This is a genomic window from Vibrio sp. NH-7, from assembly GCF_053643215.1.
The window spans coordinates 1,658,666-1,676,344 of the sequence record NZ_CM132187.1; the positions used below are offsets into that span (position 1 = coordinate 1,658,666).

The 17,679-nt window shown below is 44.5% G+C and carries 15 protein-coding genes; 8 read left to right on the forward strand and 7 right to left on the reverse strand.

The features are described 5' to 3' along the window. Window positions 1-80: 80 nt before the first annotated feature. Both ACUALS_RS07685 and gyrA read right to left on the reverse strand, forming a co-directional pair. Window positions 81-413, reverse strand: coding sequence for a hypothetical protein (locus tag ACUALS_RS07685; RefSeq protein ID WP_454448083.1), 333 nt, complete (start codon window positions 411-413; stop codon window positions 81-83). Window positions 414-592: 179 nt separating this feature from the next. Then, complete coding sequence (gene gyrA / locus ACUALS_RS07690; protein WP_005473809.1) at window positions 593-3,226, reverse strand: DNA topoisomerase (ATP-hydrolyzing) subunit A; 2,634 nt, start codon at window positions 3,224-3,226, stop codon at window positions 593-595. Between the two features lie 285 nt (window positions 3,227-3,511). Between gyrA and ubiG the strand changes: the two genes are divergently transcribed. The 4 genes from ubiG (at window position 3,512) to yfaE (ending at window position 8,475) form a co-directional block, all read left to right on the forward strand. Beyond that, a complete protein-coding gene (ubiG, locus tag ACUALS_RS07695) occupies window positions 3,512-4,219 on the forward strand; it encodes a bifunctional 2-polyprenyl-6-hydroxyphenol methylase/3-demethylubiquinol 3-O-methyltransferase UbiG (protein ID WP_454448084.1) in 708 nt (235 codons plus the stop codon). Window positions 4,220-4,689: 470 nt separating this feature from the next. Beyond that, window positions 4,690-6,972 carry a class 1a ribonucleoside-diphosphate reductase subunit alpha gene (nrdA, locus tag ACUALS_RS07700; RefSeq protein ID WP_005473790.1) on the forward strand — a complete coding sequence of 761 codons (2,283 nt, stop codon included), beginning with the start codon at window positions 4,690-4,692 and terminating at the stop codon, window positions 6,970-6,972. An 82-nt stretch (window positions 6,973-7,054) separates the two neighbouring features. Next, entirely contained in the window at window positions 7,055-8,188 is a 1,134-nt protein-coding gene (gene nrdB / locus ACUALS_RS07705; RefSeq protein ID WP_038212006.1) for a class Ia ribonucleoside-diphosphate reductase subunit beta, read from the forward strand. An 8-nt stretch (window positions 8,189-8,196) separates the two neighbouring features. After that, window positions 8,197-8,475, forward strand: a complete 279-nt coding sequence (gene yfaE / locus ACUALS_RS07710; RefSeq protein WP_454448085.1) for a class I ribonucleotide reductase maintenance protein YfaE — start codon at window positions 8,197-8,199, stop codon at window positions 8,473-8,475. 51 nt (window positions 8,476-8,526) lie between these two features. Here yfaE and ACUALS_RS07715 read toward each other — a convergent pair whose 3' ends face one another. Together ACUALS_RS07715 and ACUALS_RS07720 are read right to left on the reverse strand one after the other, a co-directional pair. Continuing rightward, on the reverse strand, window positions 8,527-8,778 hold the full coding sequence (locus ACUALS_RS07715) for a hypothetical protein (RefSeq protein ID WP_005473742.1): 252 nt from the start codon (window positions 8,776-8,778) through the stop codon (window positions 8,527-8,529). Between the two features lie 230 nt (window positions 8,779-9,008). Further along, window positions 9,009-10,253, reverse strand: coding sequence for a CinA family nicotinamide mononucleotide deamidase-related protein (locus ACUALS_RS07720; RefSeq protein ID WP_454448086.1), 1,245 nt, complete (start codon window positions 10,251-10,253; stop codon window positions 9,009-9,011). 175 nt (window positions 10,254-10,428) lie between these two features. Here ACUALS_RS07720 and ACUALS_RS07725 point away from each other — a divergent pair, with 175 nt between their 5' ends. Together ACUALS_RS07725 and ACUALS_RS07730 are read left to right on the forward strand one after the other, a co-directional pair. Further along, on the forward strand, window positions 10,429-11,325 hold the full coding sequence (locus ACUALS_RS07725) for a DUF3943 domain-containing protein (RefSeq protein WP_454448087.1): 897 nt from the start codon (window positions 10,429-10,431) through the stop codon (window positions 11,323-11,325). Window positions 11,326-11,503: 178 nt separating this feature from the next. Beyond that, window positions 11,504-12,016 (forward strand): glycine cleavage system protein R, encoded by a 513-nt coding sequence (locus ACUALS_RS07730; RefSeq protein ID WP_005473739.1) that lies wholly within the window; start codon window positions 11,504-11,506, stop codon window positions 12,014-12,016. Between the two features lie 49 nt (window positions 12,017-12,065). Here the strand turns inward: ACUALS_RS07730 and ACUALS_RS07735 are convergent, their stop codons facing one another. Next, window positions 12,066-12,596, reverse strand: a complete 531-nt coding sequence (locus ACUALS_RS07735; protein ID WP_454448088.1) for a hypothetical protein — start codon at window positions 12,594-12,596, stop codon at window positions 12,066-12,068. Between the two features lie 181 nt (window positions 12,597-12,777). Here ACUALS_RS07735 and ACUALS_RS07740 point away from each other — a divergent pair, with 181 nt between their 5' ends. Further along, a complete protein-coding gene (locus ACUALS_RS07740; RefSeq protein ID WP_454448089.1) occupies window positions 12,778-14,466 on the forward strand; it encodes an Lcl C-terminal domain-containing protein in 1,689 nt (562 codons plus the stop codon). After that, on the forward strand, window positions 14,466-15,029 hold the full coding sequence (locus ACUALS_RS07745; protein ID WP_454448090.1) for an Lcl C-terminal domain-containing protein: 564 nt from the start codon (window positions 14,466-14,468) through the stop codon (window positions 15,027-15,029). The genes ACUALS_RS07740 and ACUALS_RS07745 overlap by 1 nt, the downstream gene beginning before the upstream one ends. A gap of 61 nt (window positions 15,030-15,090) precedes the next feature. Here ACUALS_RS07745 and nspC read toward each other — a convergent pair whose 3' ends face one another. Continuing rightward, complete coding sequence (nspC, locus tag ACUALS_RS07750; protein WP_454448091.1) at window positions 15,091-16,230, reverse strand: carboxynorspermidine decarboxylase; 1,140 nt, start codon at window positions 16,228-16,230, stop codon at window positions 15,091-15,093. A gap of 192 nt (window positions 16,231-16,422) precedes the next feature. Further along, on the reverse strand, window positions 16,423-17,676 hold the full coding sequence (locus ACUALS_RS07755; protein WP_038134453.1) for a carboxynorspermidine synthase: 1,254 nt from the start codon (window positions 17,674-17,676) through the stop codon (window positions 16,423-16,425). Window positions 17,677-17,679 lie beyond the last annotated feature (3 nt).

Sequence of the window (17,679 nt, forward strand, 5' to 3'; positions counted from 1 at the left end):
AGATTTTAACCAAGATGCACGAACATTTGACAACCAAACAACAGACTGTAAATTATTGAATTGGCTGCAAAATATTGACGTCATTTTTTCGTCGTTTCAGGCAGTCCCACCCCATCGCTAGCCTCTTGCGTGGTTCCATCTTCTTCACTTACAACAGGTAGTTCGTTGGCGTGCGTCGAATAGTAGCGATCTAACAGCTCTTTGCCATAAATCACCTCAGTTTGCATATGCATGACAAGCAGGAACGCTGCTGCACAAGCGCAAAGAATATTAAATTTTTTCGTAATACGGACGCGTTTAGTGGGCGAGTAAATAGCAATTTGCAGTGTAACAAGTGCAAATGGATAGAAAATGAGTAAGGCGAGCAAGCCACCTAGATAATTGGATATCGCCATTGGTGTATCTAAACCCATCTCATCTCTCCTTTTACTGCGTAGTTTGGTCACTATACGTGAACCATAGTGCAGACTAACTCAGAGAGAGACACTTTTGAGACGAGTTATACACCTTATTGAAACTATTGGCGAAATTGCTTAATTCTGAGCACAAAAAAGCCGAGCAATTGCTCGGCTTTGATTCATTTAAAACGTGTTTACGCTTGAGGCTCATCATCGCCAGTCGGCGTTTCTGGATTCTCAGACGTTACTTCAGCTGTGTTTTCTGTATCAGCAGCATCTTCACCTTCTGGTAAATCCACCTCTTCTACTTCGTCAATGCGCTGAAGTCCAACAACATTCTCATCTTCTGCAGTGCGAATTAGCGTAACACCTTGCGTATTACGGCCAACTTGGCTCACTTCAGAAACACGTGTACGAACTAGAGTACCAGCGTCGGTGATCATCATCATCTCATCGCCTTCTTCTACCTGTACCGCACCAACAACTGGACCGTTACGCTCTGACACTTTGATAGAGACAACACCTTGTGTTGCACGACCTTTCGTCGGGTACTCGGCAAGCTCGGTACGTTTACCGTAGCCGTTTTGCGTTACAGTTAGAATGTCACCTTCGTTTGAAGGAACAATGAGAGAGACAACTTGATCTTCATCAGCCAGTTTCATACCGCGAACACCTGCCGCAGTACGACCCATTGCACGAACTTTATCTTCGTTGAAACGAACTACTTTACCCGCTTTAGAGAACAGCATGATGTCGCTATCGCCGTTGGTAATATCAACGCCAATCAAGGAATCGTCATCACGTAGGTTAACTGCAATTAGACCGTTTGAACGTACGTTTGCAAATTGATCAAGCGATGTCTTCTTAACCGTACCGTCACCAGTTGCCATAAAGATGAATTTCTCTGGTGAGAACTCATCAACTGGTAGAATTGCGGTAATACGCTCACCTTCTTCTAGCGGTAGAATATTGATGATTGGCTTACCACGAGCAGTTCGGCTCGCTAACGGCAATTGATACACTTTCAGACGGTAAGTTTTACCACGTGTAGAGAAACATAGGATGTTATCGTGAGTATTCGCAACCAACAGACGCTCGATGTAATCTTCATCTTTCATCTTCGTTGCACTCTTACCTTTACCACCACGACGCTGTGCTTCGTAATCGCTTAGGATTTGGTACTTAACGTAACCTTCGTGAGAAAGAGTCACGACCACGTCTTCACGTGCAATCAGCTCTTCCATGTCGATGTCATGGCTTGCTGCTGTGATTTCCGTACGACGAACATCACCAAATGCATCGCGAACTGTTTCTAGTTCTTCGCGGATCACTTCCATCAAACGCTCAGTGCTTGCAAGAATGTGCATCAGTTCAGCGATTTCTTCTAGAAGCGCTTTGTACTCGTCAAGAATCTTCTCGTGCTCAAGACCAGTAAGCTTGTGTAGACGTAGGTCTAGGATTGCTTGCGCTTGAGTTTCTGTCAGGAAGTACTGACCGTCACGGATACCGTATTGTGCTTCTAGCCACTCAGGACGAGCCGCATCAGTACCCGCGCGCTCTAGCATTGCTGCTACATTGCCTAGATCCCAACCGCGAGCCACAAGACCGGCTTTCGCCTCTGCTGGTGTTGGCGCCTTACGGATCAGTTCGATGATCTCATCGATGTTCGCTAATGCCAGTGCCAAACCTTCTAGGATATGTGCACGCTCACGAGCTTTACGCAATTCAAAGATAGTACGACGAGTCACCACTTCACGGCGGTGATCCACGAAGCACTTCAACATCTCTTTTAGGTTGAACAGCTGTGGCTGGCCGTTGTTCAGCGCAACCATGTTGATACCGAACGTCGTTTGAAGCTGAGTGTTGGCGTATAGGTTGTTTAGAACCACTTCGCCCACTGCATCACGCTTACATTCGATAACAATGCGCATACCGTCTTTGTCAGACTCATCGCGCAGTGCACTAATGCCTTCGACTTTCTTATCTTTAACAAGCTCAGCGATCTTTTCGATCAAGCGAGCTTTGTTCACCTGATAAGGGATCTCGGTAACGATAATGGTCTCTTTACCATTCTTGTCCGCTTCGATTTCCGCTTTAGAGCGCATGTAAATTTTACCGCGGCCAGTCTTGTACGCGTCTACAATGCCTTTGCGACCACTGATTAGTGCCGCTGTTGGGAAATCTGGACCAGGAATGTAGTCCATTAACTCATCAATCGTGATCTCTTCATTATTGATGTATGCCAAGCAGCCATCGATCACTTCGCCAAGGTTATGTGGCGGGATGTTGGTTGCCATACCTACTGCGATACCAGAAGCACCGTTTACCAATAGGTTAGGAATTTTAGTAGGAAGAACCGCAGGGATTTGCTCAGTACCGTCATAGTTTGGTACGTAATCCACGGTTTCTTTGTCTAAGTCAGCGAGAAGTTCATGGGCAATTTTTGCCATGCGAACTTCGGTATAACGCATTGCCGCTGCTGAGTCACCATCGATAGAACCAAAGTTACCTTGGCCATCAACTAGCATGTAACGTAATGAAAACGGCTGAGCCATACGCACGATAGTGTCGTATACAGCACTGTCACCATGCGGGTGATATTTACCGATTACGTCGCCAACAACACGGGCAGATTTTTTGTATGGTTTATTCCAATCATTACCTAGCACATTCATCGCGAACAAAACGCGGCGGTGTACAGGCTTTAGGCCATCACGCACATCAGGAAGAGCACGACCAACGATTACGGACATCGCATAGTCAAGGTATGAACCTCTAAGCTCATCTTCAATGTTTACGGGCGTGATCTCTTTAGCTAGATCGCTCATAGAGCCATTATCCCTCTATTTATAGATCGTATGTACAATACGTTTAAGGTGCAAAAATATAACACACAAATCGACTCTTCGGCATTACTTTCCCTCTCCTTTTATCAGGTTGTGAGCTTGGTTGTGAATCAAATGCCGAGAAATTGCACACTCTTATTTTATCTCGCTGATTAATGGTTATATTTTCACCAGTTTAGTATAAAAGTGACATGCCCTATGGAGTGTTCATTTTAACGCGCTATAATGCCTGCCTAATTCAAGGAAGCGGTACAACACAGAGCAGTTATGACACAAGCACAAAACGTCGACCCAAACGAAATTAAGAAATTTGAGGATATGGCTTCACGCTGGTGGGATCTGGAGGGCGAGTTTAAACCTCTGCATCAAATCAACCCGCTACGCTTGAACTATGTTTTAGATAACGCCAATGGCCTTTTTGGCAAGACAGTGCTCGACGTTGGCTGTGGTGGTGGCATCCTTGCTGAGAGTATGGCGAAAGAAGGTGCGATCGTGACCGGATTAGACATGGGCAAAGAACCCCTTGAAGTCGCTCGACTGCACGCTTTGGAGACAGGCACCAAGCTTGAGTACATCCAAAGCACCATCGAAGACCATGCCGCAACCCATGCTGGAAAATACGATGTCGTCACTTGCATGGAGATGCTAGAGCACGTCCCTGACCCGCTTTCCGTTGTTCGCTCTTGCGCAGCGCTAGTTAAACCAAGTGGCCATGTCTTTTTCTCGACCTTAAATCGCAATATTAAGTCTTACTTGTTTGCCATCGTCGGTGCAGAGAAACTGCTTAAGATCGTCCCTGAAGGTACTCACGATCACGAGAAGTTCATTCGCCCGTCTGAACTGATCAAAATGGTTGACCAAACCGACCTGACAGAGACAGGAATTACAGGGCTACACTATAACCCACTCACTGATTCATATAAACTTGGTCGTAAGGTCGACGTCAATTACATCGTCCACACTCAGAAGTTTTAACACCAAGATAACACCCTATATCTAGTGGTTATTTCTAAGGCGGTAGCATAAGCTCACCGCCTTTTTTAGTGCTTTTTTGAACGATTTTTGTCGAGTTGATTCCATTTTCACCAGGCGAAAAAATGCGGGAAAAAATTGGCAAAGATCAAGATATTTTTTTTTGTTTGTGGTTACGAATAAACCGATTCCAAAACGGTAATTTTCTACAATCTTATCCGCTCTTATTTCATCGGTTAGTAGTCACTTACTGATTTTTTCAATTTTGTTAGTTATCCACAAGTCATCCAAGATCTCCAACTTGAAAACCACCTCAGATAGCACTATCTTGTAACCCGCACACCAATGCACCCCTATATATTGTGTTTGTACTACAATATATAGATAGACTTTGATCACAAAGCCGGTACGAATTTTACAAGAATTACACAAAAACACGGCTTTTATCAGTTTTGTTAGGGAAATTAAGCAGAATGAACCAACAACTTACCGTTACCAAACGCGACGGTCGTAAAGAAAGCATTGATCTTGAGAAGATCCACCGAGTAATCGCTTGGGCAGCAGAAGGCCTCGACAACGTTTCTGTATCTCAAGTAGAACTACGCGCTCACATTCAATTTTATGATGGCATCACGACTTCAGATATCCATGAAACCATCATCAAATCCGCTGCTGATCTGATCTCAGAAGAGACACCAGATTATCAATACCTTGCTGCTCGCTTGGCGGTATTCCACCTGCGCAAAAAAGCGTATGGTCAGTACGAGCCACCAGCACTGTATGATCACGTTGCGAAGCTGATCGATATGGGTAAATACGACCAGCATATCCTAGAGGACTACACAAAAGCGGAATTGGATGAGCTTGACGCGTATATCGATCACCGCCGCGATCTAGATTTCTCTTACGCAGCGGTTAAACAGCTCGAAGGTAAGTACTTTGTTCAGAACCGAGTATCTGGTGAAATCTACGAGAGTGCTCAGTTCCTTTACATTCTTGTTGCTGCTTGTTTGTTCGCAAAATACCCGAAAGAAACGCGCCTTGACTACATCAAGCGTTTTTACGATGCGACCTCTACATTCAAGATTTCTCTACCTACACCGATCATGTCAGGTGTACGTACTCCTACTCGCCAGTTCAGCTCGTGTGTACTGATCGAGTGTGGTGACAGCCTAGATTCTATCAACGCAACGGCAAGCTCCATTGTTCGTTACGTTTCTCAGCGTGCCGGTATCGGTATCAACGCAGGTCGTATCCGTGCTCTGGGTTCAGAAATCCGCGGTGGTGAAGCATTCCACACAGGTTGTATTCCTTTCTACAAATACTTCCAAACCGCAGTGAAATGCTGTTCTCAAGGTGGTGTTCGCGGTGGTGCTGCAACGGTATTTTACCCACTGTGGCATGGAGAGTCTCAAGCACTGATGGTTCTTAAGAATAACCGTGGTGTTGAAGAGAACCGTGTTCGTCACATGGATTACGGCGTTCAGTTGAACCGCTTGATGTATCAACGCTTGGTAGAAGGTGGCAACATCACGTTGTTCTCTCCTTCTGACGTACCAGGTCTGTATGATGCGTTCTTTGAGAACCAAGATGAGTTCGAGCGCCTATACGTTAAATACGAAAACGATCCTTCAGTTAAGAAAGAAACGGTTAAAGCAATCGAGATGTTCTCTATCTTGATGCAAGAACGTGCTTCTACAGGTCGTATCTATATTCAAAACGTTGACCACTGTAACACCCACAGCCCGTTTGATTCAGAAGTTGCACCTGTTCGTCAATCTAACCTGTGTTTGGAAATCGCGCTGCCAACCAAGCCGCTAACCAACGTTGAAGATGACTCTGGTGAGATTGCGCTGTGTACACTCTCTGCATTCAACCTTGGTGCGATTAAATCTCTTGATGATTTCGAAGAACTGTCTGACCTAGTTGTTCGTGCTCTTGATGCGCTGCTTGATTACCAAGATTACCCGCTTCCAGCGGCTTACAAGTCAACGATGAACCGCCGTACTTTAGGTGTCGGCGTGATCAACTACGCTTACTACCTAGCGAAAAATGGCGTGAAATACTCGGACGGCAGTGCAAACGGCCTAACTCACCGTACATTTGAAGCAATGCAGTACTACTTGCTCAAAGCGTCTGTGGCACTAGCGAAAGAGCAAGGTAAATGTCCTTCTTTCCACGAGACGAACTACGCGAAAGGTCTACTGCCAATCGACACTTACAAGAAAGACGTCGATCTCGTGTGTGACGAACCATTGCATTACGACTGGGACGGCCTACGCGAAGAAATCATGACACACGGTCTGCGTAACTCGACGCTAACTGCGCTTATGCCGTCTGAAACATCTTCTCAAATTTCGAACGCAACCAACGGTATTGAGCCTCCACGTGGCTATGTATCAGTCAAAGCGTCTAAAGATGGTATCTTGAAGCAAGTTGTTCCAGAGTTCACTGAATACAAGGAAAACTACGAGCTTCTTTGGAATATCGGCTCGAATGATGGCTACTTACACCTTGTGGGCATCATGCAGAAGTTTGTGGATCAGGCTATCTCGGCAAACACAAACTATGATCCAACCCGTTTTGAGAGCGGTAAAGTACCAATGAAGAAACTTCTCCAAGATCTTCTTACCGCGTACAAGTACGGTGTGAAGACGCTTTACTACCACAATACTCGTGACGGTGCGAGCGATGACCAGAAAGACGCAGTACAACCACAAGATGATGATTGTGCAGGCGGCGGTTGTAAGATTTAATCCATAATCCCATAGCGGATTATTAGGCAATAGACATTATTCGCCCCTCCACCGTGAGGGGCATAAAAGGAATTGAGGCATCATGGCTTACAGTACTTTTAACAGAAACAAAAACGATCAGCTAAAAGAACCAATGTTCTTAGGTCAATCAGTCAACGTAGCACGTTACGATCAACAAAAATTTGAGATCTTCGAAAAGCTGATTGAAAAACAGCTTTCTTTCTTTTGGCGTCCAGAAGAAGTAGACGTATCAAGCGACCGTATCGACTACAACAAGTTGCCTGATCACGAAAAGCACATTTTCATCTCCAACTTAAAATATCAAACGTTGCTTGATTCTATTCAAGGTCGTAGCCCGAACGTTGCGCTTCTGCCTCTTGTTTCTCTGCCAGAAGTAGAGACATGGATTGAGACTTGGTCTTTCTCTGAAACGATTCACTCGCGCTCATACACACACATCATTCGTAACATCGTTAACGATCCAGGTATCGTATTTGATGACATCGTTGAGAACGAGCACATTCTAAAACGTGCGAAAGATATTTCTGGTTACTACGATGACCTAATTGAGCTAACAAACGATTATCACCGTTACGGCGAAGGCACTCACGTCATCAAAGGTGAAGAGAAGACTATCAAGCTTCACGACCTAAAGAAGAAGCTTTACCTGTGTCTGATGTCTGTTAACGCTCTAGAAGCTATTCGCTTCTACGTCAGCTTTGCTTGTTCATTTGCGTTTGCAGAGCGTGAACTGATGGAAGGCAACGCAAAAATCATCAAGCTTATCGCTCGTGATGAGGCGCTGCACCTAACCGGTACTCAGCACATGATCAACCTTCTTCGTAACGGTCAGGATGACTTCTCTTTCATGCAGATTGCCGAAGAGTGTAAACAAGAGTGTTTCGACCTGTTCAAAGAAGCGGCAGAGCAAGAGAAAGAGTGGGCAGAATACCTATTCAAAGATGGCTCGATGATCGGCTTAAACAAAGACATTCTTTGCCAGTACGTGGAATACATCACCAACATCCGCATGCAAGCGGTTGGCTTAAGTGCGGCGTATCCAGAAGCGACCTCTAACCCGATCCCTTGGATCAATGCTTGGTTGTCTTCGGATAATGTTCAGGTTGCTCCGCAAGAAGCTGAAATTTCATCTTACCTTGTTGGTCAGATCGACAGCGACGTTCGTGCAGACGACTTTAAAGACTTCGAGCTATAAAAACGAATATGCCAAGAATTAAAATTAACGGCTTCACACCGATTCAATCAAACCCTTCGAATACTCTGTTGGAAACAATGGAACAAGCGGGATTAGAGCCTGAGTACAATTGCCGAGATGGCCATTGTGGTGCATGCCGCTGCAAAATTGTATCAGGTGAAGTGGAATACGTTAGTTTTGCGATGGCTTATGTGCAAAGCGATGAAATTTTACCTTGTATATCTCGTGCGAAAACGGATATTGAACTGCAAGACGTCAATTACACGCTAAGAGAAAAACGCGCATAACTATTCAATAAAAAGAAAGCCTGGATGTATCTCATCCGGGCTTTTTTGTATCTACGCGCGTAAATTTGCTCCTGATAAAAACTCATCTGCTGTCAGCATAGACACGGCTTTATCCGCGATTTCTCTACCATCATCATCAAACAGAGAGAGTCGATACCCCATGGTAGAGGTGACTTCCTTCTCTTCTGGCGCGGTCAACCACATTGAAATTGCATCCAAGCTTTCTGAGTTAACTGCCTCACCCAGAATCACTTTTTGGCTTGCGACTTGATACCAAACCAGTATTTTAGACTGATGAAACATGCCTTCCTCCCTGAATGATTCCTGCGACGAACTCTTAGTTTAAGATCTAATGTTGCAAATGCACGTTGCAATTTAGAGACAAAATTGGCTCCTATTAGAAATCATTAGCTTAGCCATTAGACGATTTTGCTATAACAAAAAAGTATGAAAGCAAATGAGTAATAACAAGAATATTCATTCATTTAAAACAGCATGGTGGACCGATTTAATCACGCAAGGACGACCGAGTCCTACCCCGTTTGAATCGCACTCTGAGGAACGTACATTTCCTTTTCACGTTTCAGTGAGCTGTAATTGGGAAACATGGGTTTCGCTGCTAGGTAACGCCTTAACATATCGGCCGCCACGGTGGTAATTAGTAGCACTTGATCATCTGCTGAGAACTGACGATTAAAGCTCAATGTTTGCCCCCATTCACCTTCACGGGTAGAGATGGCGACAGAAAAGCTTTTTTCATAGACACGTCCAGTTACGATCGAAATGTCGGTAGCGCACTTCTCTTTAGTTGCTCCGGCTAAGGCAAAAGCCGCTGCAAGCGAGTCTTGATCCGCCTGCCCCACTTCAACACGTTTTCCTAAAACCCAACCGTGCCCACAATAGTCAGCCGCGCGCTCATTCGAATGTAGCCAATGTGACAGACAACCTTGTGTTGATTGCTCTGCTGTCGAGATAGAAAGTTTCTTATCCAGAATCAAGTGTCCAACGTGATCTTGCATCGACTCATCGACACTAACAACATTGGGCTCTATCAATTTGAAAATAAGCTGTAGCAACTTGATGCGTGTATCTACATCCCCTTTTGGCCCAAACAGCTTCACTTCAATGTAAGGCAGATAAGAACGGTATCCAAGCATATACCCTTCCGGCAGTTGGACTTTGTCTAACGCATCGGACAATGCCGATTCAGAGGTACCAAAGGTATGAAGCTTACTGCAATCCATCCCGACCACTTGAGAGTGTGATTTTTTAAGGTCAGGTAGAATCTGAGTGTCTACCATCGTCTTAAACTCACTTGGAACGCCCGGCGTAAAATAAAAGTCACAGTCGTTAATCTTAAGTTTGAAACCACACGCAGTGCCGACTGGGTTATCAATGAGTAAGGAGCCTTGCGGTAACATCGCTTGCTTTCGGTTACTTTCAGGCATGGTTAGACCACGAGCGGCGAAAAACGCTTCTAGCCGTTCTATCCACTCAGGGAACTCAACAAGGTTTACATCCGCAGCCTGCGCTGCTGCCTGAGCACTGAGGTCATCGGTTGTGGGCCCAAGACCACCATTCACAATGACCACATCACTGTTGAAACTCAGCATTAGAAGCTCTTCGACTAGAGCTTGGCTCTCATCCCCAACAGTGGAACGCTTGCTGAGGGAGTAACCCTTTTCAAAGAAACGCTGAGACAACCAAGCCGCATTAGTGTCCACGATATCTCCGTGAAGTACTTCTTCCCCGGTGCTCAGCATCGCAATTTTCAACATAAAAAGGTCCTTACTAGTAGGCATTACTTTTGGTGCACTTAAAATTGTAGTTTTCGCTACTTATAGAGTGAGAATCTGACAAATCGTTCCTGCAAGCTAATTTCTGGTTTCCATTAGCATGACTTTATTAGATAATTGTGAGTCTGATCATTAAAAAATCGCAGTGGAGTTTTCCGTGTTCAAAAAAAGCATTGCCGCTTTAGTCTTGTCAACCTCTACCCTAGCTCATGCCAATATGAGCAACTACAACCAACATATTGAGTTTTCCTACACGGTTGATCAAGCGGAAAATTACACCTTGTATTCATACTCCAATGACGCAATCAACCCAGACCCGTTTAGCTTAAGTTTGTCAGAGAACACGCTGAATCTTGAAGAGCCACCACTACCTAAATACCTGACTGTACAAAACGAGAAGGATTGGGATTACCTAAAAGGGCAAACTTATACAATCTTGGGCTTGAGTGTGGCAACGGTCGGCTTAATGACACTGCTCCCTGAATCCATCACAAAATGGGATGCGGAAGATCGCAACTTAAGCGGCCTTGGCAGCAAGTGGAAAGATAACGTCACTGACGGTCCAGTTTGGGATCGCGACGAACATTTCTTGAACTATATTATGCACCCTTATTTCGGTGGTGTTTATTACACTGCGGCGCGTCATGCTGGTTTCAACGAATTTGAATCATTCCTCTACTCCGCGACAATGTCTGCCTTCTTCTGGGAATATGGCGTAGAAGCATTTGCTGAAGTTCCATCTTGGCAAGATCTGTTCATTACCCCTTTCTTTGGTGCGGTTGTCGGTGAGTTGATGTTCGAAGCAGAACAAGACATCGTGGCGTCAGGGGGAGAAGTTTGGGGTTCAGAAACCATGGGCGGTGTAACCCTCTTTTTCCTAAACCCGGTAGGACACATTCATGGCTGGGTTAGTGATGCTTGGGGTGGCAGTGCAGAGTTTCAATACAGCAGTACGCCATGGTTTGGCAATCATGATGCAGCACAATTTGCGATGGATGCAGGCGCAAGCTATGACAAAGCATTCTACGGCGTAGAAATGAAAATCACTTTCTAGAGTAGAGACAACGTTCCTATAAAAGCGACGCAATGCGTCGCTTTTTTTGTGCTCAAGATACAATAACTACAACCTGAACAATGGATTAGGTTGAAAACTTGACGCATATCAAACCTATTATGGCCTCCCCATCTACACTCAAATTAAACCCTTCCTGCAATCTCTTAGGAGGCCCACTGTGAATACAACCTTTATCGCCAACTTCGTTGGTAAAGCAACACCTGCGACCATTAAGCAGTTAGCCGCTGTCACACACGAAAACGGTGGGAAATGGCTAATTAGCAAAGTTAACTTTATCGAAGATCAAGTGGCTGCTGTTATCAAGATCGACGTTCCTGAAGAAAACGCTTTAGTTGTTCAAGAAGCGTTTAAACAACACCCTGATCTTGTCGTACAGATCGTCGATTCTGACTCTATGGGTCATAACGTCGATACGATTTATCAGCTAAGACTCGATTCAAACGATCGTGCAGGCATCGTTAATGAGATTACCCATGTTTTGGATGGACAAGGCGTAAATATTTTGGATATGGACTGTCAGCGTGTCTTTATTGCCGGTGGCGGCGGTGTAAGTTCAAGTTTGTTTACAGCCAATATGGCGATTCGATTGCCGCAAGAAATTAGTATTGATGATATAGCCAATGAGCTTGAGTCACTGAGCGAAGATACAAGAGTAATGGTTGAAGCATAGCGAAATGTCAGTTCTTACGGTCTTTCACCGTAAGAACTGACTTAACCAATTACAGATTGAACTTGTAACTGCCTTTAAGCATTACTGTGTTGTCCGTAATCTCATAGTCATACTCTGTACGAGAGAATTGCAAACCCAATGCCCAGTGTTTGAAATCTAAATCGGCGCCGGCACCAAACGATACACCTTTAATATAGTCGTCGCTTGCACCATCAAGAAACAGCACTTTATAACCAAGCAAACCGTAAATATCTACATTTAATGCGTTGTCAGCATCAATCCTTACACCGAGTGGGATATTACCTGCAATAGAGTATTTTTCTGACGCGTTTTGTTCTTTTTCAAAATCACTGCTACCGTAACCTGCAATGACAAACTCACCACCAACCAAAAAACGCTCATTATAAATATTTTTCGCGCCGACATGAGCACCAAATGACGCTCCGTTATTACCTTCAAGACTGTAAGAACTTAAGTTACCGCCAACATAGAAATCTTGTGTTAAATACTCTTTTTCCTGCTCTGCTTGTGCGGTAAATGCAACCGAAGCAGACAGCGCAATGAGAAGGGCTTTATACATTTTTTGTATTCCAGATAATAAATAATCCACAGCATTATAATCAAAGTATTTATATATACAAAGTGACACCAATCAAGTGTGATTAACTCTAACTATCCAAGAAATACCCTTATTTTACAGCACACATCTCTGATACAATCGATAGATTAGTTGTATTACACATTCAGGAATTTATATTCTCATGCATGAGATTACGCATAATAAGAAAGCGATAGCTATTGCATTGTTTGCAATTCTGCTTGGTGGTTGTAAAGGTGGCAGCGGTGGAAGTCTAGGTGGTGACAATGGTGGAGTCTCTCCAAATCCGGGACCAACACCCAATCCTGATCCTCTCCCTATTGTTAGTAAAATCAATATCCCTAGCTCAATCAGCTTTATTGAGCCAATTAATGGTAGTGAAACACAATATATTCAACTGACACTCTCGGAAGCTTTAAAAAGTGACCTTACGCTATATATCACCACTTCGGATATTAATGCGAGAAGTAGCGGTAAATTCAAAAACTACACAGCGAAAGTATCAGAGCCTTTTACGATAGTTGCCGGGCAAACAGAAGTAAAATTGCCACTTAGCGTAAGCAATAACAAATATTTCGAAAATGATGTGTCACTAACCTATTCCATCTCCGGCCCAATTCGATCTGACTACACAATTGAGCGTGGTCAATCGGTTGTTACTCTATCTGACATCGATGGCGAACCCCGCATTAGTTTTGAAAAACTTAACCGCACACTGCTCGAAGGTGAAAGTGACACTTTCTCTATTAGTGTTACTCATCCGTCGAGCCTACCCATATCTGTGACTTTGGAACAATCTGGGACAGTAAATCAAAACGACTTCACCGATACACTAACCCCAGAGAAAGCCGTCACAATATTAAAAGACGAATTAAGCGTAACATTTGACGTCACCGCGACAAAAGATGACATCAGCGAAGGTGCGGAGAAGTTAGTTTATACTCTCACAAACCCAAACAACGTCACAATTGATGAGCAACACAAAGCGCTCACCATTTATATCCCGGGTGACAAACGCTTTAACGATACCGGATTTGTGACTCGTTACGATGGTAACAACTTTAACAACGCTACCCCTCAAGCGGATTATCCAAATCAAGATGCTGATTTTGGCTCCGATACAGACAGCCCAGTTGATCATACAGACGGCCGCTACGGCTTTAGTTACACTAAGTTTGATATCCATGGCAACGTTTTACCTATAAGCGCATCCGACTATGCTTGTGTACGTGATAACACGACAGGCCTGTATATTGAGAGCAAACCAACTGTTTCTGTCGACTTACCATTAAATCGTAAAGAAGTAGAAGATGAACAAAAAGCACAGGAAGACGATCCAGATAATTATATCTACCCGGATGGAACTGATCCTACTAAACCAGATTATGTTACCGCATCGCGTTATTGGCAAAACTCAACATACTTGTATACGTGGTTCGAAAAGGATGACACCCTAAACGGTGGTAGTAAAGGGGCAGAGAACATGACTATGCCCCAAGAAGTTCCTATTGACTTTACTTGTGCTGTTTCACAAAACTCGGAGGGCGATCGTCGCTGTGATACATCGGGTTATTTGAGCCAAATGAATCGGTTTGCGATTTGTGGTTTTACTGACTGGCGTTTACCAAGACCGGCAGAAATGAAATCACTAGTTAGCTTCAATGCCGATAATAACGACAACAATAACCGAGCGTTTCTAAAGTTTATCCATGGAAAAACCTATTTTACCAATGCAACCAATGCTGAACGCAATGGCGCCGCTTGGTGTGTCGATACGGTTTCTGGGCAAGCAAAACTCTGTCTTAAAGGATCCTACAACTCAGTTATTGCCGTAAGCGGAGGTAAAGAATAATGAAAGCACTACATCTATTAGCTTGCTTAACGTTCGCAACAACTTCGGCTTGGGCTCAAACTTGTATCACCAACCAGCCACTGTCACAAGATGAGGGGCAGTTGGTCGACCTTGAAAACGGTACTATCCTTGATGTAAAAACCAACTTGCTTTGGCAAAAATGTACGTTGGGGCAAACCTACTTGCCTGACAGCAACAGTTGTACTAACGATGGTGCAACCCACTTTGGGACATGGCAGGCGGCTCTCAAAGCAACGGAAGACCCAGCTATTACGACTGTAGAAGGAGTCCCTGGTTTTCGTTTACCGAATATCAAAGAGCTCACCTCTATCGTGAACTATCAGTGCGTATTTCCAGCCATTGATACGACATTTTTCCCAGCAACGGAAAATGAGCCTTATTGGACCAACACTCCAGATGCTCCGAGAACTGTGAATGGGATTTCTAATACTGAGATAAACGCTGATATCAAAGGTTTAGTGATCGACTTTAATAATGGAGAAGAATTTATTAACGGAGAAAACGATAGAATTCTTATTCGTTTGGTTAAAGATTATCAGTAGTTCAGAAAGGCAAAAAAAGAGCAGCGACAAGCTGCTCTTTTTACATCTCACCAATCAATTCTCACGCTACACTCCACTGAGAGAGAGAGCGTTTAAAGTCTGAGTAATCAAATTCGTTCAGCTTTTGAATATCACCGTTGGAACGTTCACAGTATACCGAAGGCATACGCAGACCGTTGAACCAATTCAGTTTCACCATGGTGTAACCGGCACTGTCCAAAATGTGCAAGCGCTGGCCAATTTTTAGTGGCTGCTCGAAGTTCGCAACACAAAACTGGTCACCAGCCAGACAAGAACACGAACCAATCACGTATTCATGATCACCGTTTTCAGATGCTTCCAAGATTGACGCTGGCTCGTTGTAAATCAAGGTATCCAAGCGGTGCGCTTCCGTTGCCGAATCCACAATCGCAGTCTTCTTCACGTTTTCTACGATGTCGACCACAGTCACCACAAGATCCGTGGTTTTGGTGATGATTGCCTCACCCGGCTCTAGATACATTTGCACGCCGTGCTTTTCAGAAAAGGCTTTCAGCGCTAGGCCTAATTTCTCGATGTCATAGCCTGGCCATGTGAAGAACACACCACCGCCCATGCTCACCCAATCAAGCTTATCGAGATATTCGCCAAATTGCTCGGAGATCGAATCTAGCAAGCCGATGAACGCATCCACGTCTTTGTTCTCACAGTTCATGTGGAACATCACACCATCAATGCCATCGAAAATTTCCGGCTTGATGTGGTCAGCTTGTACGCCTAGACGAGAAAACTGACGTGCAGGGTTCGCTAAGTCTTGACCTGCGTAGCTCACACCTGGATTCAGACGAAGTCCAATCGACGCTTTACCTTCAACGATATGGCGGTAAGCCGCTAACTGTGACTGCGAGTTGAAAATCATCTTGTCACAGATATCCGCAACTTCGCGTACATCATCTTCGCTGTAACCCACGCTGTATGCATGTGTTTCACCACCAAACGTTTCGTAGCCAAGTTTCACTTCAAACGGGCCAGAGCTAGTTGTGCCGTCTAGGTAAGGCTTGATGATGTCAAATACACCCCATGTTGAGAAGCATTTCAGCGCCAACACTAGCTTCACGCCCGAAATCTCTTTCAACTGTTTCGCTTTCTCAAGGTTCTCAATCAACTTATCTTCGTTGATCATGAAGTACGGGGTTTTAAGTTCTTCTTTCTGAAATGTCATTTTATGCACTCAAGCAGAATCTAATGATAAAAAGCCATAGCAGTTGGCGTTGCTATTGATTATGTTTATTTTGTCCTGTTTGAACGAAGTGAGTTACAAAATAAACATGGTTAATAGCAAACCTAATCGAGCGCTATGACCGAAAAAGGGAACACTACTGTCCCCTTTTGATACAAAACGAAAATTCAGTCGTTACTTTTTAAGCTCGTGAATTACTGGTAGACCTTGACCCGCTTCCAACTCCTGAACGTGCCAATCTAGACCGATACTTGGCATTGTCTCTAGGAACGGATCTGGATCTAGCTGTTCCATGTTGAACACGCCTTTATCCGCCCACTTACCACGGAAGAATTGCAGCGCAGCAGTAATGGCAGGAACACCTGTTGTGTAAGAGATCGCTTGATGCTCAACGTCTTGGTACGCCACTTCATGGTCTGCGTTGTTGTAAATAAACACACTACGCTCTTTGCCGTCTTTCTTACCTTGAACCCAAGTACCGATACACGTTAGACCTGTGTAACCTGGCGCTAGTGATGTTGGATCTGGTAATAGTGCCTTCAACACGTGTAGAGGCTGTACAACAGTGCCATCGTGCAGCGTGAGTGGATCTGGGCTCAATAGGCCGATATCACGCATTACATTGAAGTAGTTTAGGTAACGGTCACCGAAACCCATCCAGAACTCAATGCGTTTAGCTGGGATGAACTCTTTCATTGAACGAACTTCATCGTGCGCCATTGAGTAAACTTTGTGTGAACCACAGTTCGGGAAATCGAACTCTAGCATACGAGAGTGACAAGGTACTTGCTTCCACTCACCGTTTTCCCAGTAGAACGAGTCGCCTTGGATTTCAAGCATGTTCGTTTCTGGGTCAAAGTTGGTTGCAAACTTCTTACCGTGGTCGCCTGCGTTTACATCCATTACATCGATCGTATCGATTTCATCAAACAGATGCTTCACTGCGTACGCCGCGAATACTGATACCACACCTGGATCGAAACCCGCACCTAGAATACCTGTGATGCCCGCTTCTTCGAACTTCTCACGGTAACCCCACTGCCAGTCATAAGCCTCTGGCACTTGTTGACCTTCAGAACAGAGATCAACGGCTACTGATGTATCTAGGTATGAAACTTTCGCTTGGTAACACGCTTCCATAATGGTCATATTAACCCAAGGAGGACCTGCGTTAATCACAAGATCTGGTTTCACTTCGTTAATAAGAGCAACGAGTGCATCGACATCATCAGCATTCACTGCGCGTGCTTCGAGTTTCTTAGATGCATCTTTCAGGTTATTTTTCTTCTGAATCGATTCGATGATTTTTTCACACTTACCAACCGTGCGAGACGCAATAGTAATATCTCCTAGAACGTCGTTGTTTTGTGCCGCTTTGTGTGCAACAACCCAACCAACACCACCTGCACCAATCTGTAGAATAGCCATAGT

Coding starts and splice junctions, on each gene's coding strand:
- gyrA (WP_005473809.1), bottom strand. CDS start 3,226: ATGAGCGATCTAGCTAAAGAGATCACGCCCGTAAACATTGAAGATGAG.
- ACUALS_RS07745 (WP_454448090.1), top strand. CDS start 14,466: ATGAAAGCACTACATCTATTAGCTTGCTTAACGTTCGCAACAACTTCG.
- ACUALS_RS07755 (WP_038134453.1), bottom strand. CDS start 17,676: ATGGCTATTCTACAGATTGGTGCAGGTGGTGTTGGTTGGGTTGTTGCA.
- nspC (WP_454448091.1), bottom strand. CDS start 16,230: ATGACATTTCAGAAAGAAGAACTTAAAACCCCGTACTTCATGATCAAC.
- ACUALS_RS07685 (WP_454448083.1), bottom strand. CDS start 413: ATGGGTTTAGATACACCAATGGCGATATCCAATTATCTAGGTGGCTTG.
- ubiG (WP_454448084.1), top strand. CDS start 3,512: ATGACACAAGCACAAAACGTCGACCCAAACGAAATTAAGAAATTTGAG.
- ACUALS_RS07740 (WP_454448089.1), top strand. CDS start 12,778: ATGCATGAGATTACGCATAATAAGAAAGCGATAGCTATTGCATTGTTT.
- nrdA (WP_005473790.1), top strand. CDS start 4,690: ATGAACCAACAACTTACCGTTACCAAACGCGACGGTCGTAAAGAAAGC.
- ACUALS_RS07720 (WP_454448086.1), bottom strand. CDS start 10,253: ATGTTGAAAATTGCGATGCTGAGCACCGGGGAAGAAGTACTTCACGGA.
- ACUALS_RS07735 (WP_454448088.1), bottom strand. CDS start 12,596: ATGTATAAAGCCCTTCTCATTGCGCTGTCTGCTTCGGTTGCATTTACC.
- nrdB (WP_038212006.1), top strand. CDS start 7,055: ATGGCTTACAGTACTTTTAACAGAAACAAAAACGATCAGCTAAAAGAA.
- yfaE (WP_454448085.1), top strand. CDS start 8,197: ATGCCAAGAATTAAAATTAACGGCTTCACACCGATTCAATCAAACCCT.
- ACUALS_RS07715 (WP_005473742.1), bottom strand. CDS start 8,778: ATGTTTCATCAGTCTAAAATACTGGTTTGGTATCAAGTCGCAAGCCAA.